Raw genomic sequence first — 25,005 nt, 5'->3', positions numbered from 1 at the left:
CCTCCCAAGCGCCTGTCTGCTTCGACACCGGTTGCAAGATGACCTGATGTCGCAATATTGTGGCTTATCGTCGCAAGCGCTGCTGCGACCTTGGTATACCATATTCCAGATTGCAAGCCCTATCTTGGCGGGCCGCAGATAAAATATGCGGAGTTCCGTCTGGGAACGGCGGGTTCATGAAAACGTCGCGCAAACGAAAACGCCCGGCCGCGAGGCCGGGCGTTTTGCGCGAGAAGCGCTTTTGGAGTGCGTCAGACGGTCGATTGCGCGACCACAACCTTGCGCCAGGGCTTGAGCACCGCGATCGCCAGCGCCGAGGCCAGGATGTTGGCGCCGGCCGCGATGATGAACACGTTGTCCCAACTGCCCGACGACTGCTGCATGTAGTTGCCGATCGGGACCAGCAGCGCGGCGGTACCCTTGGCGGTGTAGAGCAGGCCGGCATTGGTGGTCGCGAACTTGGCGCCGAACGTGTCGGTGCAGGTCGAGGGGAACAGCGAGTAGATCTCACCCCAGGCGAAGAACACGAAGCCCGAGAGCAGCACGAACCAGAGCGGATCGTGGCCCCAGAGGTAGAGCATCCAGATGCCGATACCTTCCATGCCGAAGGCGATGAACATCGTGTTCTCGCGGCCGATCATGTCGGAGATCCAGCCGAAGAACGGACGCGTCAAGCCGTTGAGCACGCGGTCGATCGTGGCCGCGAAGGTCACCGCGGTCATCGTCACCGCCATCAGCGTGACGGGCACGTTGTCGATCTTCCAGTCGGCCGCGATCGGCTTCAAATTGGCCGTCACCATCAGGCCGCCGGCGCCGACGATCACGAACATGAAGTACATCAGCCAGAAGATCGGCTGACGCAGCACCTCCGTCGGCTGATAGTTGCGGCGGGTCTGCTGCAGATTGGCGTTCGCCACCACGCTGGGCACCTGGCCTGCCTTCGGCGCCAACAGGAAGAAGGCGAGAATGCAGATAATGATGCCTTGTCCGAGACCGAAATAGAGGAAGGTGGTCTGGAAACCGCTGTCCTTGATCATGGCCTGGATCGGCGCGACGGTCAGCGCAGAGCCTGCACCGAAGCCCGCGGCCGTGATGCCCGCCGCAAGACCACGCTTGTCGGGAAACCACTTCAGCGCGTTGCCGACACAGGTGCCGTAGACGCCGCCGGCGCCGATGCCCGCGACGATCATGCCGAGATAGTAGCCGTTGAGCGTGGTCGCCTGCGCGTTGATGGCCCAGCCGATGGCGCAGAGCACGCCGCCGACCAGCACGACGAGGCGCGGGCCGTATTTGTCGACGAACCATCCTTCGATCGGCACGAGCCAGGTCTCGAACAGCACGAACAGCGTAAAGGCCCATTGGATCGACGCGCGATCCCAGCCGAACTTCTTCTGGATGTCGGGGACGAAGAACGTCCAGCCGTATTGATAGTTGGCGATCATCACCATCGCCGCGACACCGACCGCCAATTGCGCCCAGCGATACGTGTCGCTAACGCGCGCGGCGGTTGGGGCCGTTGCCTGCACCATGTCCGTCATAAAGCCTCCCGTGGCGCCTCTAATTTTTCTGCGAGCGCTGGAGGGGCATTCTTGTATGCATTATGCCAAGCTTCAAGCGCTGGTCCGGCCACCGTGCGCAAATGTCGCAGGACCGCACCCGGCTGCGGCTGTGACTCAGGACAGCACAAGTAGAAATGGCCCCGTCATCCGGGGCCATTCATCAAAAGTCGTATGCAAACCGATATAAAACCGTCCCGCAGCGCGGCGGCGGGGAGGCTGCCCGGCTTACAGGCCGAAGCGCGGCAGGTCGCCGTTGTGGTTCGAGATCTTGGCGCTCGCCATCAGGAGGCGGTCGATCGTGGCCATCAGGCGGGCGAACAGCGAGGAGGAGGGGGCGAGAGCGACGGAAGCGGTCTTGGACATCGGAAATCCCTTTCTTGAGACGGTCAGCAGTGCTGTCTCATTTCGAAGGGCAATCTATGTATACCAGATGCCAAAGTCTATGCATGCCATTGCATAGCAGCATTTAGCTCTTCGCATTGCAGCATAACAATCCGTTAAATCGGCCGATTTGAGCGCGATATGCCCCAACCCCGCCGAAACTCTATCATTTGACCGCCGATGTCCAAAAAACGGAGCCTTGGCAGCGGTGCGCGAAGCCGCTAGTGGTCTGCCCCCTTCCAATCATCTGTCAGAGTGGTTCATGTCGAGCGCCTCGCCCGCCGTCTCGATCGGCATCGATTTTGGGACCAGCAACACGGTCGTGGCCCTTGCGGCGGACGACCGCCGGGTGGAGGCCATCCGCTTCGATCATGGCGGACAGCGCCACAGTGTCTTCGTATCGGCGCTGTGCTTCTGGGAGGACCGGCCGGGAGCCGGCGCCCAGGCCGAAGGCGGTCCGTGGGCGATCGAGACGTTCCTCGAGGGACGGCATGTCTACCGCTTCCTCCAGTCGTTCAAGACCTTCGCCGCGAGCTCCAGCTTCAACACCACCCAGGTGTTCCGGCAGCGCTACAAGTTCGAGGATATTCTGGCGGCGTTCCTGCGGACCCTGGCGCGCCATGGCGGTGACAGATTCGGCTTCGAGACGTCCACCATCACGGTCGGCCGCCCCGTCCGCTTCGCCGGCGGCAATCCCGACGAGGCGCTAGCGATGCAACGTTACCGGGCCGCGTTCGAGCGCCTTGGCGCCGGCCACGCGCGCTATGTCTACGAACCCGTGGGTGCAGCGTTCTCCTTCGCCCGCCGTCTGGAGCGCGATGCGACCGTGCTGGTTGCGGATTTCGGCGGCGGCACCAGCGATTTCTCGGTGATGCGGTTCTCGCGTGCCGGCGGCGCCTTGCGCGCCGAGCCGCTCGGCCATGCCGGCATCGGGATTGCGGGCGATACCTTCGATTACCGCATCGTCGATCACGTCGTCTCGCCGCGGCTGGGCAAGGGCTCGAGCTTCCGGTCGTTCGACAAGGTGCTGCCGATCCCCACCGGCCACTACACAAATCTCGCGCGCTGGCATCAGCTCGCGATGATGAAGAGCAACGGCGACCTGCGCGAGCTCCGGGAGCTTGCGCGCACCGCGGTGAAGCCGGCTCTGCTCGAGGATTTCATCACCATCGTCGATCTCGACCTCGGCTTTTCGTTGTACCGCGCGGTGTCTGACGCCAAGGTCGCGCTGTCGGCGCAGGACCAGGTGGAGTTCCGCTTCAAAGGCGGCGGGGTCGACATTGGCTCGACCATCACACGGAAGAATTTCGAAGCCTGGATTGCCGACGATATTGCGAGGCTCGGGGCCACCGTCGACAAAGTGCTGGGCGAAGCCGGCATCACCGCGCGCGAGATCGAAAAGGTGTTTCTGACCGGCGGCACGTCCTTCGTGCCCGCTGTCCGAAAACTGTTCGCCGAGCGGTTCGGCAACGAACGACTGATGTCGGGCGACCAGTTCGAGTCGATCGCCTACGGCCTTGCTTTGATCGGACACAGCCCGGACCCCGACCGCTGGACCGCAAGCGGCGGGATTGCGCCGCGGGCAGGGGCGTAGTGCATTTCGCGATTGTGTGCGCGCCTCGTCCTTCCAGACGCTATTACTTGATCTCAGGCTCGACGAGCCTCGCCAGATTGCGCAGCGATTCCTGCCAGCCGAGATAACATGCCTCCGGCGGGATGACGTCGGGAATGCCGGCCTGCGTGATATCCACCCCGGTGCCGACGGATACTTTCTTCAGGATCACGGTGACCTGGATCTCGCCCGGCAGATTGGGATCGTCGAACCTGTCGGTGTAGCGCAGACGTTCGCCGGGGACGAGTTCGAGATATTCGCCGCCGAAAGCGTGGCTGTTGCCCGTCGTGAAGTTGCGGAACGACATCTTGAACGTGCCCCCGACCTTCGGCTCGAAATGATGGACGGTGCAGGTGAAGCCGTTCGGCGGAAGCCATTTCGCCAGCGCATCCGCCTCCAGGAAGGCGCGATAGACTTTCTCCGGGCTGGTGGTCAAAACTCGGTGCAGGCGAACAGTGCTGGGCATGATCATCTTCCTCATGAATCGCCGGGCTCGACGTCAGCGTCTATTGCCCTTTCATGTCTAGATGACGGACGAGATACCGCCGATCCGACAGCGCGTCTCGAATTTTTTGATGGATGATTGGCAGACTGCCGCCACGTCCTGCGGCGTCATGGTGAATGCCAGCTTTGTAACAGCGGATCGTCGGAATGTTCCGCCCGCCTGCTGCGTGAGGCGCCGACGGCGGAAGCTGGCCGGCGATCACGCGCTCGACTGCATCGGTTGCAGTTATTGATCGAGTCGAATCTGCGCGGTTTTGACAATGTCCTGCCAGCGCGCGATCTCTTCGGTCATCCGCCGCTTGAGCGGTTCGGGGCCTCGCTGGTCCGGCGGTGGCAGGATCAAGCCTACCAGATCGAGCCGTCTCCGCACGTCGTCATCGTCAAGCGCTGAGCGAAGCGCATCCGAGAACCGGTCGCGAATGGCGTCGGGAGCGCCTTTCGGCAGGTAGAACGCGAACCAGCTCGATGCGACAAACTGCGGAAGCCCTGCTTCCCGGGACGTCGGTGTGTCCGGCAATTGCGGAACACGTGCGGCGGCCGAAACGGTCAGAAAGCGCAGATTGTTGTCACCCAGGAAGGGAAGAACGTCGCCCAACAGTCCACAACTGAAGTCGCTGCGGCCCGCGACCAGATCGGTCATCGCCAGCGCTGATCCGCGATATGGCACCTCCACCGGCTTGAATCCGATCACGGAGGTGAACAGCAGACAGCTGATATGGCTGATCGAACCGACACCCGCATGGCCCAAGGTGAGGTCCGGGCCACGCGCCTTGGCGATCGCGATGAACGACGCCATGCTATCTGCGGCGAGATCGCGGCGAACGACGACGAGGATCGGCGTTTCCGCAACCAGGCCAATCGGCGTGAAATCAACCAGCGGGTCATAACGGAGGTTTGGATACAGCGCGACTGATGCCGCATGCGTCCCGACGTGACCGCTGACGAGGGTATAACCGTCGGGCGCGCTTTTCGCGACGCGCGTTGAGCCGGTCGTGCCGCCCGCCCCGGCGACGTTCTCGACGATGATCGGCTGCCCGAGTTTTCGCGCCATGTGTTCGGACACGATCCGGCTCATCACGTCATTCGGGCCGCCAGCCGCGAACGGGACGACCAACGTGATCGGCCGTGACGGGAACGGCGACTCGGCCTGTGCCGCATTCAATAGTGTCAGCACCGCAACTGCGACGAGGGCCGTGTGCTTGCGTTTCAGAATCATATGGCCTCACTCCGCATCAATGGCATCGCCTTGCACCGCCGCGAGGACACGATCGACCTCACGGCCGGACAGGCCGATGTATCGAGCCGGGTCCGCAGCCGCCTCGATCTCATGGGGCGCGATGTGGGCCGTCACGGCCGGATCTCGCGAAAGGCTCTGGGCTAGTGTCAGGCCTGAAGCGATGGCGTGCGTGCATGCCGCACCCACCATTTCGTGCGCATGATGGCGCCCGACGTGCGGAGCCAGCACCATCATGACGGCCTCGGCGGCGATGAGCCCCTGCGTCCGCCCAAGATTGGCCTGCATCGCATCGGGTCTGACGACCAATCCGCTGCAGAGGCGAACAGCGTTGTCCATGGCCCGGGAGACCAGCACGAACGCTTCCGGCAGCAACAACCATTCGGCTTGCCACGGTCCCGTCGCCCGTTCGTGGTCGTGGACCGAAGCGTCGAGCATGGCGCTTGCCAGCCGGCGCAGCGACGGTCCGGTGCTGAGAATTTGCTCGCAGATGATCGGGTTGCGCTTGTGCGGCATGGTGCTGGAGGCGCCATGGCCCTGGCCGCCTGGCTCCAGCACTTCGCCGACCTCGGTCTGCGCCATCAACACGACATCGGTCGCGATCTTGCTCAGGGTCGCGGAGATCAGCCCAAGCAGGCAAACCGTCTCGGCCAAACCATCCCGCGCGGCATGCCATGCCACCAGTGGCTCGCCGAGTCCGAGTTCGTGGGCCAGTGCAGCGCGGACGCTGGCGCCATCATCGCCGAGCGATGCGAACGTGCCGACCGCGCCGCCGAACTGGACCTGGAGGACTCTTGGTTTGAGTTCGGCGAGACGTTGCCTGTGGCGCAGCAGGCCCGACAGCCAGACGGAAACCTTGAACCCGAAGGTGATCGGGATCGCGTGTTGAAGCTTGGTCCTGCCGACCATGGGCGTATCGCGATGGGTACGCGCCAGATCCGCAAGCGTCGATATCAGGCGCTCCAGATCGCGGTGGATGAGCTCGAGTGCGTCGCGTATCTGCATCACGAGCGCGGTGTCCATGATGTCCTGACTCGTGGCGCCCCAATGGACGAATTCGCCATGGGGTTCGCCGGTGAGCCGGATCAACTGCTCGACCAGATTTACGACCGGCAAGCCGGCGCGCAAAGTGCCTGCGGCCAATTCATCGAGATCGAGTAGTTCAGTACGCGCAGCGGAGGCGATCGCAGCAGCAGCCTCGACAGGGATCACGCCGAGCTGCCCTTGAACCTTCGCCAGCGCGACCTCGACCAGAAGCATGGACTCAAGTGAATTGCGCTCACTGAAAATAGCGCGCATCGGGGCGGTGCTGAAGATATCGGCGAGGTGACGGCTGCTGAAGACCGATCCGGGCTCGAAACTCAGCATGGCCGTGTCGCGATCATGGACGACCGAACGCGCGCGCGTTCAAACCAGCCGGCAAGCCTTGGTCTCTCGGAACGCCATGACAGATGCCCCGCGCGAAAATCGATATAGTCAAGTGCACAGGCGAGCCCGATGTCGCCGAGGTCGAAGCGCCGGTCGTCGAGGTCGAATCGAGGTTCAATCGATGACAGCGTCCGCGCAATCGCTCGCTCCTGACGCGCAACCCAATCCGCCCAGCGCATCTCCGATGGCCTGCGCCCTTCGATAGCGCAGATGAAGGTTGCATCGATCAGGCCCTGATACAGAGCAACGCGTCCAAGACAGAGGTGTCGTGCAGGCTCCTCGTTCGGGATCAGTCGCGAGTCGATGGTCAGACCGTGCAGGGCCTGTCCGATCGTGTCGCTCTCGGTCACAAGCGTCCCGTTGGCGAGAACGAGTGCCGGCACTCTGGAGAGCGGGTTGATGTCGGTGAAATGATGCAGCTCGAGCCAAGGGTCGACTTCGATAAACTGAATCGCGTCGTTCAATCCGAGCTCATGAATGGCGACTCTTACCTTGCGGGCGTAGGGCGACGTCTGATTAAAAAATAGCCGCATCGGTCGGTATCGATCCCTCCGTCGTCGCGCCTCATTGCGCAGCCGTACGGCTTGACTTCGATCAAGCCTAGGTCACCCCCTCGTTTTGTAAAAATGCATTATTGCGATGCATGCGTTCTGAATTGGAGAACGCCGTCGAGCGCATGTGGCGCTCGGCAGCCCTCCCAGAGCAGCTGGCGGCGAATGATGAGTGTGCTCGGTGGCGGCGTCCTGGACCTACCGCCGGGCTCCCGAGGCGTTAAATTCGGTCAAGCCTTGCAAATGGCGAGGATGAGGTATACGTTGAGGCTGTTCGTTCAGCCGCTGTGCCTTGTTGAATGCGCCCGCGGGCTCCTTTTCCATAGACATCGACGAATAGAATTTGTTCTGCGTGACGATCACGCGGAACCTGCGCGTATGCGCTTTGGAGAAGAAAATGACGACAGGTACTGTGAAGTGGTTTAACGGCCAGAAGGGCTTTGGATTCATTCAGCCGAACGACGGCGGCAACGATGTGTTCGTTCACATCAGCGCGGTCGAGCGGGCTGGTCTTGCAGGTCTCGCTGAAGGCCAAAAGGTCAACTTCGAGCTCAAGACCGACAAGATGCGGGGCAAGGTCAGCGCTGAGAATCTCTCGCTGGCCTAAAGCCTTGGTGCCGTTTCACGGATGTACTGAAACGGCCATGCCACCCGCTCGATCCCAGGATTGAGCGGGTTTTTGTCCGTTGCAAAGCAGGGTGAATAATGAGCGCCAAGAGACCGGCCGAACCGTCACCCGAAAGCATCGCGCGTTCTAACCGTCAGCGTTTGGCCGCTGAGGAAGGCGCCCGGGCGATGGTTGATGTTGGCAAGCAAGCCGTCGATGTTCGCAAGAACATGGCGCGGCTTCGAGAGCTGCGCGAAGCCAAGGAAGCGGCAGACGCCGCCCTTCAGGCATCGTTGCCAGCGGTCACGCCAACGAAGCGCAAGAAGAAGGTGACGCCATAGCTGCCTTCCATTGCGCCGACGACAACTCGGAGAGGACCGACCACATGCCCAAGAGTGCGGGTCGTGCCTAGAATCAAGTCGGATGGCGGTGGTACCATCACCTTCTTTCTCGCGCTTGGCGCGGGCCGACAGATGTGCCGTCTTGCGACGACGTTCCTGACGCAGAAACAGGCTTTCAGCTATCTTCGCAAGAACCGGACGGAGCTCGAGCGGGTGGCGCGGGCGCAGCTCGCTTCTGGTGCCGTCGAAGACGGAATCGTCGTGCTATCGATGCTGTAGATCAGGCGGATTTCGGCGCCCCGCCTTCAGCGGAATCCGCGGTCGGAGCCTGGGACCGACGCTCTTATTCAGAGCCGCTTCCCGGCTTCGCCTCCCGGGCCAATCGCTCCGCTTTCAGCCGTTCGCGATTCTCGTTGAAGGAATTCTGGTCCTTCGCATAGTCGTTCATCGGCTTCTGCGTTGTCGCCGGCTTGAACGCCTTGTTGGCTTCACGCTTGGCGCGATCAGAGGATTGATCTTTCGACATTTAAGCCCTCAATTTAATCAACGAGCGTGGTCCTGGCGAGTGCCGGACGCGCCGCCGCCGTGCCTGAACTGAAAGGCCGACTTGCCACCCTCGCAAACGAAGGAGACCAGTTCTTCAGCGTGAGGCAGATCTTTGCGAGGCGTGCTGCACTCGCTGTGGAGATGACATGCTGGCATTTCCGGGCGTGCTCGCATTCCCGGGAGCACGGCGGACGAGGGAGTAACGGCCGGCCACCGCATCAGTTCCTCGCGGACCAATCTTTAATCCAGCCTTCGCGGCGCGGCAAGCGTGCCGATCGTGCGATGCAGCTCTTCCGCATCAACAAAAAGGCCGCCGAAGCCGGCGGCCTTTCGCGTCGTGAGATAAGCCCGCTTACTCCGCGGCCTGCTTCTGCGGCGGATCAAGCGCGCCGGACTTGTGGATATCGGCGACCTGATGGTCCGAGAAGCCGAGCACGGTGCGCAGGATCTCGTCGGTGTGCTCGCCGAGCAGCGGGGAGCGCTCCACATCGCTCGGGGAGTCCGACAGCTTGATCGGGTTGCCGACCGAGATGTACTTGCCCCGGGTGGGGTGGTCGACCTCGACCACGGTGCCGGTCGCGCGCAGCGACTGGTCCTCGGCGATCTCCTTCATCGACAGGATCGGTCCGCAGGGGATGTCGTCCTTGTTGAGGATTTCCATCGCCTCGAACTTCGTCTTCGTCATCGTCCACTGTTCGATGCGGCCGAAGATCTCGTTGAGGCGCGGCAGGCGGACGGCCGGCTTGGCGTAGTTCGGATCGGTCTTCCAGGAGGGCTCACCGATCACGTCGCAGATCTTCTCCCAGACCGGGGCCTGGGTGATGAAGTAGATGTAGGCGTTCGGATCGGTCTCCCAACCCTTGCACTTCAGGATGCGGCCGGGCTGGCCGCCGCCGGAATCGTTGCCGGCACGCGGCACGGCATCGCCGAACGGAATGCCTTCGCCGAACTGGCTGTATTCCTTGAGTGGACCATGGGCGAGGCGCTGCTGGTCGCGCAGCTTGACGCGCGCGAGGTTGAGCACGCCGTCCTGCATCGCAGCCGTCACCTTCTGGCCCTTGCCGGAATGGGTGCGCTGATAGAGTGCGGTGACGATGCCGAGCGCCAGATGCAGGCCGGTGCCGCTGTCGCCGATCTGCGCGCCGGTCACCAGCGGCAGGCCGTCGCGGAAGCCGGTGGTGGAGGCGGCGCCGCCGGTGCACTGCGCGACGTTCTCATAGACCTTGCAGTCTTCGTACGGTCCGGGACCAAAGCCCTTGATCGAGGCGACGATCATCTTCGGGTTGATGGCCTGGATCTTCTCCCAAGGGAAGCCCATGCGGTCGAGCACGCCGGGGCCGAAGTTCTCGACCAGCACGTCGCACTTCTTGATGAGCTCGGTGAGAACTTCCTTGCCCTTGGGGTTCTTGGTGTCGAGCGTGATCGAGCGCTTGTTGTGGTTGAGCATGGTGAAATACAGGCTGTCCACGTTCGGGATGTCCTGCAGCTGGCCGCGGGTGATGTCACCCACACCCGGACGTTCCACCTTGATCACGTCGGCGCCGAACCATGCGAGCAACTGCGTGCAGGTCGGCCCGGACTGGACGTGGGTGAAGTCGAGAATGCGAACGCCCTCGAGCGCTTTTGTCATCGTGTTGCTCCTGTTACTCTTCTGTTTCCGTCATGCCCGCGAAGGCGGGCATCCAGTATTCGCTGAAGGTTCAGTTGGGCCTCAGTGCTCGCCTCAGGGATGATCTGGCGATCACTGGATCCCCGCTTGCGCGGGGAATGACCCGGCGGCTGGTTACTTCTTCTTCTGCAGAACGCTCTGCGGATTGAGGTTGCCGATGCGGCCGCTCTCGGAACCGGCGGCCGGATCGATCACGGCGTTGATGAGCGTCGGCTTGCCCGAAGCCATCGCTTCGTTGACCGCGCGCTTGAGCTCGTCCGGCGAGGTCGCGTTCACGCCGACGCCGCCGAAGGCTTCCATCATCTTGTCGTAGCGGGCGCCCTTGACGAACACCGTCGTCGCAGGATCGGCGTTGGCGCCGTTGACGTCGGTGCCGCGATAGATCCCGTCATTGTTGAAGATGACGACGCAGATCGGCAAATTGTAGCGGCAGATGGTTTCGACCTCCATGCCGGAGAAGCCGAAGGCCGAGTCGCCTTCCACTGCGAGCACGGGATGGCCGGTCTCGAGAGCCGCCGCGATCGCCTGGCCCATGCCGATGCCCATCACGCCCCAGGTGCCGACGTCGAGACGCTTGCGCGGCTTGTACATGTCGATGACGCCGCGGGCGAGGTCGAGCGTGTTGGCGCCCTCGTTGACGAGGATCGCCTCGGGATGATCCTTGATGACGTTCTTCAGCACGCCGAGCGCGCCGTGATAGTCCATCGGCGACTTGTTGTTCATGAGCTTCGGCGCCATCTTGGCGACGTTCTCTTCGCGCTTGGTCGAAATCGCCTTGGTCCATTCGGCCGGCGGGGCGGTCCAGCCCGAAGCCATTGCCTGGTTGAAGGCGGAGACGACCGAGCCGATGTCGCCGACGACCGGCGCGACGATCTCGACGTTGGAGTCCATTTCCCTGGGCTCGATGTCCACCTGGATGAATTTCTTGGGCGCTTCGCCCCAGTTCTTGCCCTTGCCGTGCGAGAGCAGCCAGTTCAGCCGGGCGCCGATCAGCAGCACGACGTCGGATTCCTTCAGCACCGTCGAGCGGGCAGCGCCAGCGCACTGCGGATGCGTGTCGGAGAGGAGGCCCTTGGCCATGCTCATCGGCAGGAAGGGGATGCCGCTCTGCTCGACGAAGGTTTTGATCTCTTCGTCGGCCTGCGCGTAGGCCGCGCCCTTGCCGAGGATGATGAGGGGACGTTTTGCGCTCTTCAAAACATCAAGCGCGCGCTTGATCGAAGCGGGCGAGGGGATCTGCGCGGGAGCCGCGTCGATCACCTTGACCAGCGACTTCCGGCCGGCATCGGCGTTCATCACCTGGCCGAACAGTTTTGCCGGCAGGTCGAGATAGACGCCGCCCGGACGGCCGGAGACGGCGGCACGGATGGCGCGGGCAAGACCGATGCCGATGTCCTGGGCGTGCAGCACGCGATAGGCTGCCTTGCACAGCGGCTTGGCGATCGCGAGCTGGTCCATCTCTTCGTAGTCGCCCTGCTGGAGGTCGACGATCTCGCGCTCGGAGGAGCCCGAGATCAGGATCATCGGGTAGCAGTTGGTGGTGGCGTGCGCGAGCGCGGTGAGACCGTTGAGGAAGCCGGGCGCGGAAACGGTGAGGCAGATGCCGGGCTTCTTGGTGAGATAGCCGGCGATGCCCGCCGCATAACCGGCGTTCTGCTCGTGGCGGAACGAAATCATGCGAATACCGGCCGCCTGCGCCATGCGGCCCAAATCCGTGATCGGGATGCCCGGCACATTATAGATGGTGTTGATGCCGTTCAGCTTGAGCGCGTCGATGACGAGATGAAAACCATCCGTCAATTCCTGCTCGGTGCCCGGTGCTTCGGACTTGGTCGCGGTATTCAGCATGGGCCTTGTCTCCCTGGTCTCAAGATGCCGTTTCGGGCTTTTGGGGGCGATGCCTTCGCCCTTATGGTGAACGTTGCTGGCTAGAAGAGTTCCTGACCATGCGCTTCGACGTAAGCGGCAAGGCCAAGGGTGTGATCGCGGGCGCGCTTCTCGGCGAGCTCGGTATCGCGCGCCTCCAGGGCTTCGATCATGCCGAGATGCTCGGGTAGCGACGTCGCGGTGCGGTCCTTGCGTCCGATAGTCAATTGCCGATAGCCACGCACGTGCAGCAGCAGGTCGTTGGTGAGATCGACCAGCACCGGTGATTCCGACAGCGAGATCAGCGCCTGGTGGAAGGCGATGTTGGCGCGCGAATATTCCTCGACGTGATCCTGGGGGAGGCGGTCCTTACCAAAATCCTTGAAGTAGTCGCGCAGCGCCGTGATGTCTTTCTTGCGCGCCGTGGCGGTGATGAGGCGCGCGGCCATGCTCTCCAGCGCCGCCCAGGCGCGGATCATGTCCACGATCTCGCTCTTGGTCCTTCGCACCACCATGATGCCGCGGCGCGGAACCGTCTTCACGAAACCGTCTTGCTCGAGCATCGCGATGGCTTCGCGGATCGGCGTGCGGCTCACACCCAGGCGCTCGGACAACGCGCGCTCGTCGAGCATCACCGGCTCGGGCGTCGAGTAGATGTCCATCTTGAGGATGGCTTCTTTCAAGGCGTCGTACGCCTTGTTCTTGAAGCTCGACTCCGGGGCAATACGAACGATTGCGATATCTGCCTCGGCCATGTTCGGCAACGCCTTGGTTGGTTTCCGCAGTGACACGACGAATCTCCTCCAGTGGGAGTCGTCTTTTACAGGATTATTAACGGGAAAGTTTTTGGCATACCAAATACCAAGATGTCAAGCTGCCTATTTTTTGCAGCGTTCTAAGGTGCGCGGCAGCTTGACAAGTTGGCTTCTGGCATACCAAATGCCATCGCCAGCCATTTTTGATCCATGCCGGCGGAGTAACCTTGGCTTTATGCCACTCCGTTCCGCGACATGGAACAGAGCGCGGCGAATGGAAAGCATCACGGGCAGCCGCAACACGCGCGCGCTTTGAGAACGCAAGAACCAAGGTCAAGGGAGAGCCACATGTCCAATTCCAAAGATGCCGTCCGCAAGGTGCTTGACCAGGTCAAGGCGGACAAGCGCACCAGCCTGACCGCGCCGGAAGGCAAACTGGTCTGCGACGCCTACGGCATTGCGGTGCCGAAGGAGGGTGTGGCGAAATCGGCCGGCGAAGCCGGCAAGATGGCCGCCTCGATGGGCTTCCCGGTGGTGATGAAGATCGTCTCGCCGGACATTCTCCACAAGACCGAAGCCGGCGGCGTCATCGTCGGCCTCAAGACGGCCGAAGACGCCGAGAAGGCCTACGAGACGATCCTCTCGAACACCAGGAAGTACAAGTCCGATGCCAAGATCGAGGGTGTCCAGGTGCAGCAGATGCTGGCCGGCGGCACCGAAGTGATCGTCGGGTCGATCACCGACGCCTCGTTCGGCAAGCTGGTTGCCTTCGGCCTCGGCGGTGTGCTGGTCGAAGTCCTGAAGGACATTACCTTCCGCCTCGCGCCCGCGACCAAGCAAGACGCGCTGTCGATGCTCGACGGTATCCAGGCGCATGAGATTTTGAAGGGCGTTCGCGGCGGCGAGCCGGTGAACCGCACGGCGCTCGCCGATGTCATCGTCAAGGTTTCGCAGCTCGTCACCGATTTCCCCGAAATCGTCGAGCTCGATCTCAACCCGGTGTTCGCGACGGCGAAGGACGCGATCGCGGCCGACGTCCGCATCGTCGTCGACTTCGCTTACGTGCCTAAGCCGAAGCCGCGCCCGACCGAAGAGATCGTCGCGGCCATGAGCCGCATCATGCAGCCGAAGGCGGTTGCCGTGGTCGGCGCTTCGGCCGAAGACGGCAAGATCGGCAATTCCGTGATGAAGAACCTCATCAACGGCGGCTACAAGGGCGACATCTACCCCATCCATCCCAAGGCCGCCGAGATCCTCGGCTACAAGGCGTACAAGAGCGTCAAGGACGTGCCCGGCGTGATCGACACCGCCGTGTTCGCAATTCCTGCGAAGTTCGTGGCCGCGGCGCTCACCGAATGCGGCGAGAAGAAAATTCCCGGCGCGGTTCTGATCCCGTCGGGCTTCGCGGAAGCCGGCGCGCCTGAGCTTCAGGCCGAGATCGTCGAAGTCGGCAAGAAGTACGACATCCGCCTGATGGGACCGAACATCTACGGCTTCTATTATACGCCTGCCAATCTCTGCGCGACCTTCTGCACCGCCTACGACGTCAAGGGTCACGCGGCGCTGTCCTCGCAGTCGGGCGGCATCGGTATGGCCATCATCGGCTTCTCCCGTTCGGCCAAGATGGGTGTGTCGGCGATCGTCGGCCTCGGCAACAAGTCCGATATCGACGAGGACGATCTGCTCGCCTTCTTCGAGCAGGATCCGAACACGAATCTGATCGCGCAGCATTGCGAAGACCTCAAGGACGGCCGCGCCTTTGCGGAAGCGGCAAAGCGCGTCTCCAAGAAAAAGCCGGTCATCGTGCTCAAGGCCGGCCGCACCTCGGCCGGTGCGAAGGCGGCCTCGTCGCACACCGGCGCGCTCGCCGGCAACGACAAGATCTACGAGGACGTCCTGGCGCAGTCCGGCGTGATCCGCGCCCGTAGCTTGCGGCAGTTGCTCGAGTTCGCGCGCGGCGTGCCGGTGCTGCCGACGCCGAAGGGCGAGAACGTGCTGATCATCACCGGTGCCGGCGGCTCGGGCGTGCTGCTGTCGGACTCCTGCGTCGACAACGGCCTGTCGCTGATGGCGATGCCGGCGGATCTGGATGCGGCGTTCCGCAAGTTCATCCCGCCGTTTGGCGCGGCCGGAAATCCCGTGGACATCACCGGTGGCGAGCCGCCGATCACCTACGTCAATACGGTGAAGCTCGGCCTGACGGACGAGCGCATCCATTCGCTGATCCTCGGCTACTGGCACACCATCGTCACGCCGCCGATGGTGTTCGCCCGCAACATGGTCGAGGTGAAGAAGGAGATGGAGGCCAAGGGCTTCGTGAAGCCGATCGTCGCCTCGCTCGCCGGCGACGTCGAGGTCGAGGAAGCCGCCGAATATCTCTACCAGAACGGCATCCCGGCCTATGCCTATTCGACCGAACTGCCGGTCGAGGTTCTCGGCGCCAAGTACAAATGGGCGCGCGGGGCAGGGCTGCTCTGAGCTACTACTTCACCTCTCCCCGCGCTTGCCCGCCGAAGGCTCGGCGAAGGCGGATGCGGGGAGAGGTGAGAACAGTCAGGTCGCGATGGGCAGGAACGTGATCCGGCGCAAATCGATCGAGCCTCGATCGTCATCGGAGGCCGACCACGACCCGCGAGACGGCGGCGTGCAATCCGTCGACCGCGCGCTGTCGATCCTCGAAACATTGTCCGAGGATGACGAGGGCTATCGCCTCAGCGATCTCGCTGTCCGCACCGGGCTCTCCGCCTCGACCGTGCACCGCCTGCTGGCGACGCTGGAAAGCCGCCGCTTCGTGCAATTCGACCGCGCCGAATCCAAATGGCATGTCGGCGTGCGCAGCTTCACCGTCGGCGCGAGCTTTGCCCGGCGGCGCAATTTCAGCGCCCAGGCTATTCCCTATTTGCGCAAGCTGCGTGATCTCACCCGCGAGACGGCCAATCTTGCCATGGTCGACGACGAGTTCATCATCGTGCTGACCCGCATGGAGAGCCGCGAGATCATGCGCTCGCTGACCCAGGTCGGCGGCCGCGTCCCCATGGTGACCTCCGGTGTCGGCAAGGCGGTGCTCGCGACCTATTCCGACGAGGACGTCGGCGCCGTCATCCGCCATCACGGCATGCCACGCCTGACCGAGAAGTCGATCGTGCGACCGAGCGACCTGTTCAAGGAACTCGAAAAGATCCGCAAGCAAGGCTACGCGCTGGATGATGAAGAGGCCTGCATGGGCCTGCGCTGCGTTGCCGCGGTGGTCTACAACGACTGCGCCGAGCCGCTCGCGGCGATTTCGGTGTCCGGCATGACCAGCCGGCTGACCGATCAGAGGTTACCGGACATCGGGCAAGTCGTCCGGGATGTTGCAGCCGAACTGACGGCCGCGCTCGGCGGGGTAGTTCCGACGCCCCGCTAATCAGAAACCGGGGTATGTCACTGGACAGTGTCGGCCGTTTTGGCTGATATGCGACCAAACGACACGATGCGGCAAATGTCCGCATGAGCCCGGAGACGTCCCATGTTTCAACTTCCCGCGCGCCTCGTCGGCGCAGCCGTCGCGCTGACCCTTGCGGCAGCCACGCCGGCCTTTGCCCAGCAGCTCGAGCTCAAGCTGATGGCACCGGCGGCGCCGGGCGGTGGCTGGGACCAGACCGCGCGCTCGATGCAGCAGGCGCTGGTCGCCGCCGGCGTCGCACGCAGCGTGCAGGTCACCAACGTTCCCGGCGCCGGCGGTAGCGTCGGGATCGCGCAGTTCGTCAACGGCGCCAAGGGTGACGGCAACCAGCTGATGGTCAACGGCTTCGTCATGGTGGGCGCGCTCGCCATGAACAAATCACCCGTCACGCTCGAACAGGTGACGCCGATCGCGCGCCTCACCGAGGAAATCCAGGTCATCGTGGTGCCGGCGAATTCGCCGATCAAGACCGCGCGGGATCTGGCCGCAGCGGTGAAGGCCGACATCGCCAAGGTGACCTTCGCCGGCGGCTCGGCCGGCGGCGTCGATCATGTGATGGCGGCATTGTTCGCCGGCGCCGTTGGCGCCGACGCGAAGAAGATCAACTACATCCCGTTCTCGGGCGGCGGCGAGTCGCTCGCCGCCATTCTCGGCGCGAAGGTCACCGCGGGCATTTCGGGCCTCAGCGAATACGATGGGCAGATCAAGTCCGGCAAGCTGCGCGCGATCGGCGTGACCTCGGAGAAGCGCATCCCAGGGAGCGACATCCCGACCTTCAAGGAGCAGGGCATCGACCTCGTGATTGCCAACTGGCGCTCGGTGGTCGCGCCTCCCGGAATCACGCCGGAGCAGCGCAAGACGCTGAGCGACGCGGTCGAGAAGATGGTGAAGTCGGACGCCTGGAAGGACATCCTCAAGCAGAAGGGCTGGGAAGATGCCTATCTCGGCGGCGACGCCTTCGCCGATTTCCTGAAGAAGGAAACGGTACGTGTGACTGACGTGCTGAGATCAGTCGGCCTGGTCAAGTCATGACCCCGGGCGATCCCGCCCAGCCGCCGCGGCGCGTCGATCGCGCCGGCATCGTCATTGCGGCGTTGCTCGCAGGACTTGCCGCAGTGCTGGTCTGGGACGCGCGCGGTCTGCAATCGACCACGATGTACGGGATGGGGCCGGAAGCCATGCCGGTCGTGATCGCCTCCGGCCTCGCGCTGCTCGCGATCGGCAATCTCGTTGACGCGTTGCGCGGCAGTCTGCCGGCACGCGAGAGCGCCGATCCCGTGCCTGTGGTCCTGATCCTCGCCGGCTTGGCGTTGCTGATCGGCATCATCGGCTTCGGCGGCGGGTTCATCCTGGCAACGTCGGCGCTGTTCGTCACGACGTCGGCAGCATTCGGGCGCCGCGCCGTGCTCGTCGATTCCGCCATCGCTCTGGTGATGTCGACCCTCATTTACCTCGCGTTCGACCGGCTGTTGACGTTGAGCCTTCCGGCCGGCCCCCTGGAGCGACTGCTGTGATGGAAACTTTCGCGGCGCTGGCCCACGGCATGGCGGTCGCCGTCCAGCCGATGAATCTGCTCTACGCCCTGATCGGCGTGTTCCTCGGCACCGCCGTGGGCGTGCTGCCCGGCATCGGTCCGGCGTTAACGGTCGCGCTGCTGCTGCCGGTGACGTACAAGCTCGATCCCGGCGGTTCGCTGATCATGTTTGCCGGCATTTATTACGGTGGCATGTATGGCGGATCGACCACGGCCATCTTGATCAACACGCCCGGTGAGAGCGCCTCGATGGCGACGGCGCTCGAAGGCAACAAGATGGCCAAGGCTGGCCGCGGCGGACCGGCGCTCGCGACCTCCGCGATCGGCTCCTTCGTCGCCGGCACCATCGCCACCATTGGGCTTGCATTTCTCGCGCCGTGGTTGGTCGATTTCGCCGTGCGCTTTGGCCCGGAGGACTATTTCGCGCTGATGTGCGTCGCTTTCGTCACGGTGTCGGCGACCTTCGGCGATTCCCCGATCCGCGGCCTGACCAGCCTGTTCATTGGTCTGACGTTGGGCCTCGTCGGCATCGACAAGCTGACCGGCCAGGCGCGGCTTGCGTTCGGCGTGCCCGAGCTGCTCGACGGCGTCGAGGTGACGACGCTCGCGGTCGGCCTGTTCGCGGTGGGCGAGGCGCTCTACGTCGCATCGCGCCGCCACCACACCGAGGAGAAGCTCGAGCCGGTGCGCGGCTCGCTGTGGATGACCAAGGAAGACTGGAAGCGATCGTGGAAGCCGTGGCTGCGCGGCACCATGTTCGGCTTCCCGATCGGTGCGCTGCCTGCCGGCGGAGCGGAGATCCCGACCTTCCTCTCCTATTCTTGCGAGAAGCGGCTGACCAAATACCCCGAAGAATTCGGCAAGGGCGCGATCGAAGGCGTCGCAGGACCGGAGGCCGCCAACAACGCTTCGGCTGCGGGCACGCTGGTGCCGCTCCTGACGCTGGGATTGCCGACCTCGGCGACCGCCGCGATGATGCTGGCGGGCTTCCAGCAATACGGCCTCAACCCGGGGCCGCTGCTGTTCGCCGAGCGGCCCGACCTCGTGTGGGGCCTGATCGCGAGCCTGTTCATCGCCAATTGCATGCTGCTGGTGCTCAATCTGCCGCTGGTTGGCCTGTGGGTGCGGCTGCTGGCGATCCCGCAGCCGTGGCTCTATTCCGGCATCCTCGTGTTCGCGACCATGGGCACCATCGCCGCAAAGCCGTCGGTGGTTGAACTGTCGATGCTGGCCGGATTCGGCGTGCTCGGTTTTCTGATGCGGCGGTTCGATTTTCCGATCGCGCCCGTCGTGGTCGGCCTGATCCTCGGCCCGATCGCCGAGAGCCAGCTGCGTCGCGCGCTCGCGATCAGTCTCGGCGATCCCATGACGCTGCTCCAGAGCCCGATCTCGGCGACGCTGCTTGCGCTGGCGTTGATCGCGCTGCTGGCACCCTTCGTGCTGAAAGGGATGGGACGCTTCAAGGCGAACGAGGACTAGCCATCCCGACGCGAGCGTCTTCTCGTGCTAAGTCCATCTCGTGAGGGAAAGTCATGCCGTCAGAGCTCCGTTCGCCTCGTCTCGCTGTCCTGATCGATGCCGACAATGCTTCGGCAAAGATCGCCGATGGACTGTTCGAGGAGATTGCCAAGATCGGCGAGGCCAGCGTTCGCCGCATCTACGGCGACTTCTCCAATGCCAGGTCGAGGGGCTGGGCCGACATCCTGTCGAAACACGCCATCATCCCGCAGCAGCAGTTTGCCTATACCACAGGGAAGAATGCGTCCGACATCACCCTGGTCATCGACGCGATGGACCTGCTTCACAGCGGCCGGTTCGACGGCTTTTGCCTGGTGTCGTCGGACAGCGATTTCACCCGTCTCGCCGCCCGGATCCGGGAGCAGGGCATCGATGTCTTTGGGTTTGGCGAACAGAAGACGCCGGAGAGCTTCCGGCAGGCCTGCCGAAGGTTCGTCTACACGGAGAACCTGCTTCCCGCCCCGGCGAACACCCAGGACGCCGCCTCGCGATCGACCTCGCTTCAGCCACCTGATGCCGCAACCCCCATCATCAAGAAGGTTATCACCCAGATGGAGAGCGAGGACGGCTGGGTGACGCTTGGGGAAGTCGGCCGTCAGCTCGCCAATCTCGCGTCCGATTTCGATCCGAGAACGTTCGGCTTCCGCAAACTGAGTGACCTCGTGCGCAAGACGAATGCGTTCGAGATCGACGAGCAGAACGGGAGGTCGATGCGGATTCGGGTCAAGCCCGCTGCCGCAGCGGCCCCGAGACGACGGAACTCGCGCAGACCCGCGAGGTCAGGGACGGCAGGCACTTCGCCGCCTAAGGCGTAAGCAGGGCGTGCCGTTATATTTGCGCTTGCCCGGTCCGGCGCAGGGCGTAACCATCGCAGGGTCATAACGCCACGCGAGGGTCCTGATGACCAGACTTACCCGCTTCGCCGTCGCACCGCTGCATTCGATGACCCGCCGTCTTGCCGATGTGGCGTCGGCGCGTGTCGCGCCGGATCTCGTCGTCACCGGCGCGCGGGTGCTCTCGACCTATTCGGAGCGCATCCACGCGAGCCGCGAAATCTGGATCACCGGCGGCCGCGTTGCTGCGGTGAAGCCGGCCGGTGCTGCGAAGAAAGTCTTCAGCAACGTGCCGGTTTACGACGCGGCCGGCGGCATCATCGCGCCGGGGCTGGTCGATCCGCACATCCACATCGAATCCTCGATGGTGACGGCCTGCGCCTATGCCGAAGCGGCTCTGCTCAACGGCACCACCACGATCTTCTGCGACAGCCACGAGATCGGCAACGTGATGGACGTCGCCGGCGTCGAAGCGATGCTGGAGGACGCGCGCGAGGCGCCACTGTCGATCTTCCTGACGGTGCCGTCGACGGTTCCTGCGACCTCGGCCGCACTGGAGACTGCGGGCGGCGACCTCACGCCGGACAAGATCGCCGGCCTGTTCGACCGCTGGCCGGAAGCCGTCGGGCTCGGCGAGAAGATGGATTTCGTGCCTGTCACAATGGGGGACGAGCGCAGCCATGCCATCCTCGCCGCCGCCCTGAAGCGCGGGCGGCCGGTGTCCGGCCACGTCTATGGCCGCGAATTCGTTGCGGCCTATGCGGCTAGCGGCGTCACCGACACCCATGAGGCGATCGACCGCGACATCGCCGACGACTTGCTGGATGCCGGGGTCTGGGTGTTCTTGCGCGGGGGACCGCCGACCACGCCGTGGCATTCGCTGCCGCAGGCGATCCGGACCATCACCGAGCTCGGGGCCTCGCATAAACGCACCGCCGTGTGCACCGACGATCGCGATGCCGACGATCTCCTGCTGTTCGGGCTCGATTGGGTGGTGCGCGAAGCCGTGAAGGCAGGGATGTCGCCGGAGCAGGCCTGGTCGATGGGCTCGCTGCATGGCGCGACGCGCTTCGGCATGGACAGCGATATCGGCGGGCTCGGCGGCGGCCGCCGCGCCGATCTCGTGCTGATGGACGATAATCTGAAGCCGCAATGCACCTGGTATGGCGGCGAGCTCGTGGTCGAGAACCGCAAGATCACGCCGAAGCTCGATCAGGCGCTGTCGCAGCGCTATCAATACCCGAAGGCGGCCTATGCGACCGTGAAACTGCCCGAGAAGGTCAAGCTGACGCCGGAGCTTCCGGCGAAAGCCTGTACCGTCAACGCGATCAAGACGGCGTTGCCCGGCATCACGCTGATTCATGAGAAGATCGCGATCGAGCCCGCAAAGGATTGGCCGACGCTGTTCGCTCGCTACGGCCTGTGCTTCGTCACGGTGGTCGAGCGTCACGGCAAATCCGCCGGCAACGTCGCCTACGGCCTTTTGAAGGATTTTGGTCTGAAGCGCGGCGCGGTCGCCTCCAGCGTCGGGCACGACAGCCACAACATCATCGTTGCCGGCACCAACGAGGCCGACATGCAGGTCGCGGTCGCCGCCATCAAGGAGCATCAAGGCGCCGTCTGTGTCGTCACCGACGGCAAGGTGAGGGCGCTGGTTCCGCTGCCGATCGCCGGCCTCCTGTCCGACAAGCGCGTCACAGAGGTGGCCGAAGAGGTCAAGGTGCTGAAGAAGGAATGGGCGGAAGCCGGCTGCACCATTCCCTACATGGGCTTCAATCTGATTCCGCTATCGGTCATTCCGGAAATTCGTATCACCGACAAGGGACTCGTGCTGGTGCCGCAGATGCAGCTGGCGCCGCTGTTCGAGTGACCGCTTTCACGCGTGTCTCGACTTAACTGACTGAAGCTGCCGCGATTTTTCCGCGGTTGCCGCATCGTGGAAAATAAAATCGATCTCGTTGAGATCGTATCCCGCGCGCCCGATGATCTCGCTCGAGCCAACATAACCGAGCGAGGTCCGATATGGCGAAGATGCGAGCCATCGATGCTGCCGTGCGAATTCTGGAGAAGGAGGGCATCTCGACTGCCTTCGGCGTTCCAGGGGCCGCGATCAATCCGCTTTACTCGGCGCTGAAGAAGCGCGGCTCGATCCGCCATATCCTGGCGCGGCACGTCGAGGGTGCCTCGCACATGGCCGAGGGCTATACGCGGGCCAAGGCGGGCAATATCGGCGTCTGCATCGGAACTTCGGGGCCGGCGGGCACCGACATGATCACCGGGCTCTATTCGGCGATCGCCGATTCGATCCCGATTCTGTGCATCACCGGGCAGGCGCCGCGGGCGCGGCTCTACAAGGAAGATTTCCAGGCCGTCGACATAGAATCTATCGCAAAGCCCGTGACCAAATGGGCGGTGACGGTGCGCGAGCCGGCGCTGGTGCCCCGCGTGTTCAGCCAGGCTTTTCACGTGATGCGCTCGGGAAGGCCCGGCCCCGTGCTGATCGACATGCCGCTCGACGTGCAGCTCGCCGAGATCGAGTTCGACGACGAGACCTATGAACCATTGCCCGTCTACAAGCCGACCGCGACCCGCAAGCAGGTCGAGAAGGCGCTGGAGATGCTCAATGCGGCCGAACGGCCGCTGATCGTCGCGGGCGGCGGCGTGATCAATGCTGACGCCTCGGATCTACTGGTGGAATTCGCCGAGATCGCCAACGTGCCGGTCGTGCCGACGCTGATGGGGTGGGGCGCTATCCCCGACGACCACGTGCTGATGGCCGGCATGGTCGGTCTTCAGACCAGCCACCGCTACGGCAATGCCACCATGCTCGAATCCGATTTCGTCCTCGGCATCGGCAATCGCTGGGCAAACCGCCACACCGGCTCGGTCGAGACCTACACCAAGGGTCGCACCTTCGTGCATGTCGACATCGAGCCGACCCAGATCGGGCGCGTGTTCAATCCCGATCTCGGCATCGTCTCGGACGCGAAGGCGGCACTCGAACTGTTCGTCGTCGTCTCCAGGGAGTGGCGCCGGTCAGGCAGGCTGCGCGAGCGCCAGGCGTGGCCTGCTTCCTGCCGCGACCGGAAGAAGACGATGCTGCGCAAGAGCCATTTCGATAACGTCCCGATCAAGCCGCAGCGCGTCTACGAGGAGATGACCAAGGCCTTTGGCCGTGACACCTGCTACGTCTCCGTGATCGGCCTTTCGCAGATCGCCGGCGCGCAGTTCCTGGGCGTCTACAAGCCGCGCAACTGGATCAATGCCGGGCAGGCGGGACCGCTCGGCTGGACGCTACCCGCGGCGCTCGGCGTGCGTGCGGCGTGTCCGGATCGCGACATCGTCGCGCTCTCCGGCGACTACGATTTCCAGTTCCTGATCGAAGAGCTCGCGGTCGGGGCGCAATTCAATCTGCCCTACATCCACGTCGTCGTGAACAATTCCTATCTCGGCCTGATTCGACAGGCCCAGCGCGGCTTCGACATGGACTATCACGTCCAGCTCTCATTCGAGAACATCAACGCGCCCGAACTCGGCGGCTACGGCGTCGATCACGTCGCCGTCGCCGAAGGGCTCGGCTGCAAGGCGATCCGCGTCACCGATCCCAAGGACGCGCAGGCCGCGTTCGCCACTGCGCGCGAATTGATGGCGAAGCACCGCGTGCCCGTGATGGTCGAGTTCATTCTCGAACGCGTCACCAACATCGCGATGGGCACGGAAATCGACAACATCGTCGAATTCGAGGAGGTGCTGGATTTGCCGCTCGACGAGGTCACGACCGCGCAGTCCGGCGTGCTGCAGCCGGCCGAATAGGGAACAGCATCATGCCGAAATTCGCTGCCAATCTCACCATGCTCTTCAACGAAATGCCGTTCGTGGACCGCTTCGCCGCGGCTAGAGCGGCGGGCTTTTCCGGGGTCGAGTACCTCTTCCCCTATGATTTCGACAAAGCGCAGCTGCGCGAGCAACTCGACAGCCATGGGCTGACGCAGGTGCTGCACAATCTGCCGGCCGGCAATTGGGCGGCAGGCGAGCGCGGCATAGCGATCCTGCCGGATCGTGTCAGCGAGTTCAGGGACGGCGTGTTTCGCGCCATCGACTATGCCAAGGCGCTCGATTGCGAGCAGCTCAACTGTCTCGTCGGCATCGCGCCTGTCGATGCCGATCCGCGCGAACTCAACGAAACCCTGGTCGGGAATCTGCGCTTCGCCGCTTCGACGCTGGCGCGCGAGAACATCAAGCTTCTGGTTGAGCCGATCAACACGCTCGACATTCCCGGCTTCTTCCTCAACGGCACCGAGCAGGCCGTGCAGCTGATCTCCGAGGTGCGCTCCAACAATCTGTTTATCCAGTACGACATCTATCACATGCAGATCATGGAGGGCGATCTCGCCCGTACCATGCAGGAATATCTCCCGCAGATCGCGCATATACAGCTCGCCGACAATCCCGGCCGTCACGAGCCCGGCACCGGCGAGATCAACTATCCCTTCCTGTTCCGCCATCTCGACGCGATCGGCTATCGCGGCTGGATCGGTTGCGAATACAAGCCGCGCACCACGACGCTGGAAGGCCTGTTCTGGCACGCCGCGCAAACGTTTGAGACCTGAGGAAACTTTGAC

Annotated in this window: 23 protein-coding genes; 13 read left to right on the top strand and 10 right to left on the bottom strand. The window is 63.4% G+C overall.

Features of this window, described 5'->3' with window-relative positions; all coding sequences use genetic code 11:
- Positions 1–251: 251 nt before the first annotated feature.
- Positions 252–1,538 carry an oxalate/formate MFS antiporter gene (oxlT, locus tag GWG67_RS03310; protein WP_275167713.1) on the bottom strand — a complete coding sequence of 429 codons (1,287 nt, stop codon included), beginning with the start codon at positions 1,536–1,538 and terminating at the stop codon, positions 252–254.
- 246 nt (positions 1,539–1,784) lie between these two features.
- Positions 1,785–1,922: a hypothetical protein gene (locus GWG67_RS03305; RefSeq protein ID WP_007608347.1), complete on the bottom strand. Its 138-nt coding sequence runs from the start codon at positions 1,920–1,922 to the stop codon at positions 1,785–1,787.
- A 280-nt stretch (positions 1,923–2,202) separates the two neighbouring features.
- On the opposite strand from GWG67_RS03305, the gene GWG67_RS03300 reads away from it, so the two are divergent.
- A complete protein-coding gene (locus tag GWG67_RS03300; protein ID WP_275167712.1) occupies positions 2,203–3,534 on the top strand; it encodes an Hsp70 family protein in 1,332 nt (443 codons plus the stop codon).
- 43 nt (positions 3,535–3,577) lie between these two features.
- On the opposite strand, the gene GWG67_RS03295 is transcribed toward GWG67_RS03300, so the two are convergent.
- From GWG67_RS03295 to GWG67_RS03280, 4 genes are all read right to left on the bottom strand, one after another.
- Positions 3,578–4,018 (bottom strand): SRPBCC family protein, encoded by a 441-nt coding sequence (locus GWG67_RS03295; RefSeq protein ID WP_275167711.1) that lies wholly within the window; start codon positions 4,016–4,018, stop codon positions 3,578–3,580.
- Positions 4,019–4,282: 264 nt separating this feature from the next.
- Entirely contained in the window at positions 4,283–5,272 is a 990-nt protein-coding gene (locus GWG67_RS03290; RefSeq protein WP_275167710.1) for a tripartite tricarboxylate transporter substrate-binding protein, read from the bottom strand.
- Between the two features lie 6 nt (positions 5,273–5,278).
- Positions 5,279–6,658, bottom strand: coding sequence for a 3-carboxy-cis,cis-muconate cycloisomerase (pcaB, locus tag GWG67_RS03285; RefSeq protein WP_275167709.1), 1,380 nt, complete (start codon positions 6,656–6,658; stop codon positions 5,279–5,281).
- Complete coding sequence (locus GWG67_RS03280) at positions 6,652–7,251, bottom strand: glutathione S-transferase family protein (RefSeq protein WP_275167708.1); 600 nt, start codon at positions 7,249–7,251, stop codon at positions 6,652–6,654. Before GWG67_RS03280 ends, pcaB begins: the two co-directional genes overlap by 7 nt.
- Positions 7,252–7,666: 415 nt before the next feature.
- Here GWG67_RS03280 and GWG67_RS03275 point away from each other — a divergent pair, with 415 nt between their 5' ends.
- The 3 genes from GWG67_RS03275 to GWG67_RS03265 all read left to right on the top strand — a co-directional run bounded on the left by GWG67_RS03275 (position 7,667) and on the right by GWG67_RS03265 (position 8,496).
- Positions 7,667–7,876: a cold-shock protein gene (locus GWG67_RS03275; protein WP_007593324.1), complete on the top strand. Its 210-nt coding sequence runs from the start codon at positions 7,667–7,669 to the stop codon at positions 7,874–7,876.
- 98 nt (positions 7,877–7,974) lie between these two features.
- On the top strand, positions 7,975–8,217 hold the full coding sequence (locus tag GWG67_RS03270; RefSeq protein WP_275167707.1) for a transcriptional regulator: 243 nt from the start codon (positions 7,975–7,977) through the stop codon (positions 8,215–8,217).
- Between the two features lie 54 nt (positions 8,218–8,271).
- Entirely contained in the window at positions 8,272–8,496 is a 225-nt protein-coding gene (locus GWG67_RS03265; protein WP_275167706.1) for a hypothetical protein, read from the top strand.
- A 64-nt stretch (positions 8,497–8,560) separates the two neighbouring features.
- On the opposite strand, the gene GWG67_RS03260 is transcribed toward GWG67_RS03265, so the two are convergent.
- The 4 genes from GWG67_RS03260 to GWG67_RS03245 form a co-directional block, all read right to left on the bottom strand.
- Positions 8,561–8,743 carry a hypothetical protein gene (locus GWG67_RS03260; RefSeq protein WP_275167705.1) on the bottom strand — a complete coding sequence of 61 codons (183 nt, stop codon included), beginning with the start codon at positions 8,741–8,743 and terminating at the stop codon, positions 8,561–8,563.
- A 372-nt stretch (positions 8,744–9,115) separates the two neighbouring features.
- The gene (gene frc, locus GWG67_RS03255; RefSeq protein ID WP_275167704.1) at positions 9,116–10,393 is read right to left on the bottom strand and encodes a formyl-CoA transferase; all 1,278 of its coding nucleotides are present in this window, start codon (positions 10,391–10,393) and stop codon (positions 9,116–9,118) included.
- A gap of 153 nt (positions 10,394–10,546) precedes the next feature.
- The gene (oxc, locus tag GWG67_RS03250) at positions 10,547–12,280 is read right to left on the bottom strand and encodes an oxalyl-CoA decarboxylase (protein WP_275167702.1); all 1,734 of its coding nucleotides are present in this window, start codon (positions 12,278–12,280) and stop codon (positions 10,547–10,549) included.
- 80 nt (positions 12,281–12,360) lie between these two features.
- A complete protein-coding gene (locus GWG67_RS03245) occupies positions 12,361–13,053 on the bottom strand; it encodes a GntR family transcriptional regulator (RefSeq protein WP_275167814.1) in 693 nt (230 codons plus the stop codon).
- 348 nt (positions 13,054–13,401) lie between these two features.
- On the opposite strand from GWG67_RS03245, the gene GWG67_RS03240 reads away from it, so the two are divergent.
- From GWG67_RS03240 to hyi, 9 genes are all read left to right on the top strand, one after another.
- Positions 13,402–15,531, top strand: coding sequence for an acetate--CoA ligase family protein (locus GWG67_RS03240; protein ID WP_275167701.1), 2,130 nt, complete (start codon positions 13,402–13,404; stop codon positions 15,529–15,531).
- An 85-nt stretch (positions 15,532–15,616) separates the two neighbouring features.
- Positions 15,617–16,459 carry an IclR family transcriptional regulator gene (locus tag GWG67_RS03235; RefSeq protein WP_275167700.1) on the top strand — a complete coding sequence of 281 codons (843 nt, stop codon included), beginning with the start codon at positions 15,617–15,619 and terminating at the stop codon, positions 16,457–16,459.
- 102 nt (positions 16,460–16,561) lie between these two features.
- Positions 16,562–17,530 (top strand): tripartite tricarboxylate transporter substrate binding protein, encoded by a 969-nt coding sequence (locus tag GWG67_RS03230; protein WP_275167699.1) that lies wholly within the window; start codon positions 16,562–16,564, stop codon positions 17,528–17,530.
- Complete coding sequence (locus GWG67_RS03225) at positions 17,527–18,012, top strand: tripartite tricarboxylate transporter TctB family protein (protein ID WP_275167698.1); 486 nt, start codon at positions 17,527–17,529, stop codon at positions 18,010–18,012. Before GWG67_RS03230 ends, GWG67_RS03225 begins: the two co-directional genes overlap by 4 nt.
- The gene (locus tag GWG67_RS03220; RefSeq protein ID WP_275167813.1) at positions 18,012–19,511 is read left to right on the top strand and encodes a tripartite tricarboxylate transporter permease; all 1,500 of its coding nucleotides are present in this window, start codon (positions 18,012–18,014) and stop codon (positions 19,509–19,511) included. The genes GWG67_RS03225 and GWG67_RS03220 overlap by 1 nt, the downstream gene beginning before the upstream one ends.
- Before the next feature lie 53 nt (positions 19,512–19,564).
- Positions 19,565–20,365 (top strand): NYN domain-containing protein, encoded by an 801-nt coding sequence (locus GWG67_RS03215; protein ID WP_275167697.1) that lies wholly within the window; start codon positions 19,565–19,567, stop codon positions 20,363–20,365.
- A gap of 85 nt (positions 20,366–20,450) precedes the next feature.
- A complete protein-coding gene (locus GWG67_RS03210) occupies positions 20,451–22,253 on the top strand; it encodes an adenine deaminase (protein WP_275167696.1) in 1,803 nt (600 codons plus the stop codon).
- 152 nt (positions 22,254–22,405) lie between these two features.
- Positions 22,406–24,196, top strand: coding sequence for a glyoxylate carboligase (gene gcl / locus GWG67_RS03205; protein WP_275167695.1), 1,791 nt, complete (start codon positions 22,406–22,408; stop codon positions 24,194–24,196).
- A gap of 11 nt (positions 24,197–24,207) precedes the next feature.
- On the top strand, positions 24,208–24,993 hold the full coding sequence (hyi, locus tag GWG67_RS03200; RefSeq protein WP_275167694.1) for a hydroxypyruvate isomerase: 786 nt from the start codon (positions 24,208–24,210) through the stop codon (positions 24,991–24,993).
- The last annotated feature ends 12 nt before the right edge of the window (positions 24,994–25,005 follow it).

The organism is Bradyrhizobium sp. CSS354, from assembly GCF_029051725.1.
In the GTDB taxonomy this organism is placed as follows: Bacteria; Pseudomonadota; Alphaproteobacteria; order Rhizobiales; family Xanthobacteraceae; genus Bradyrhizobium.
Note: the sequence above shows the minus strand (reverse complement) of the source record. Positions and strands in the feature narration are given on the sequence as shown.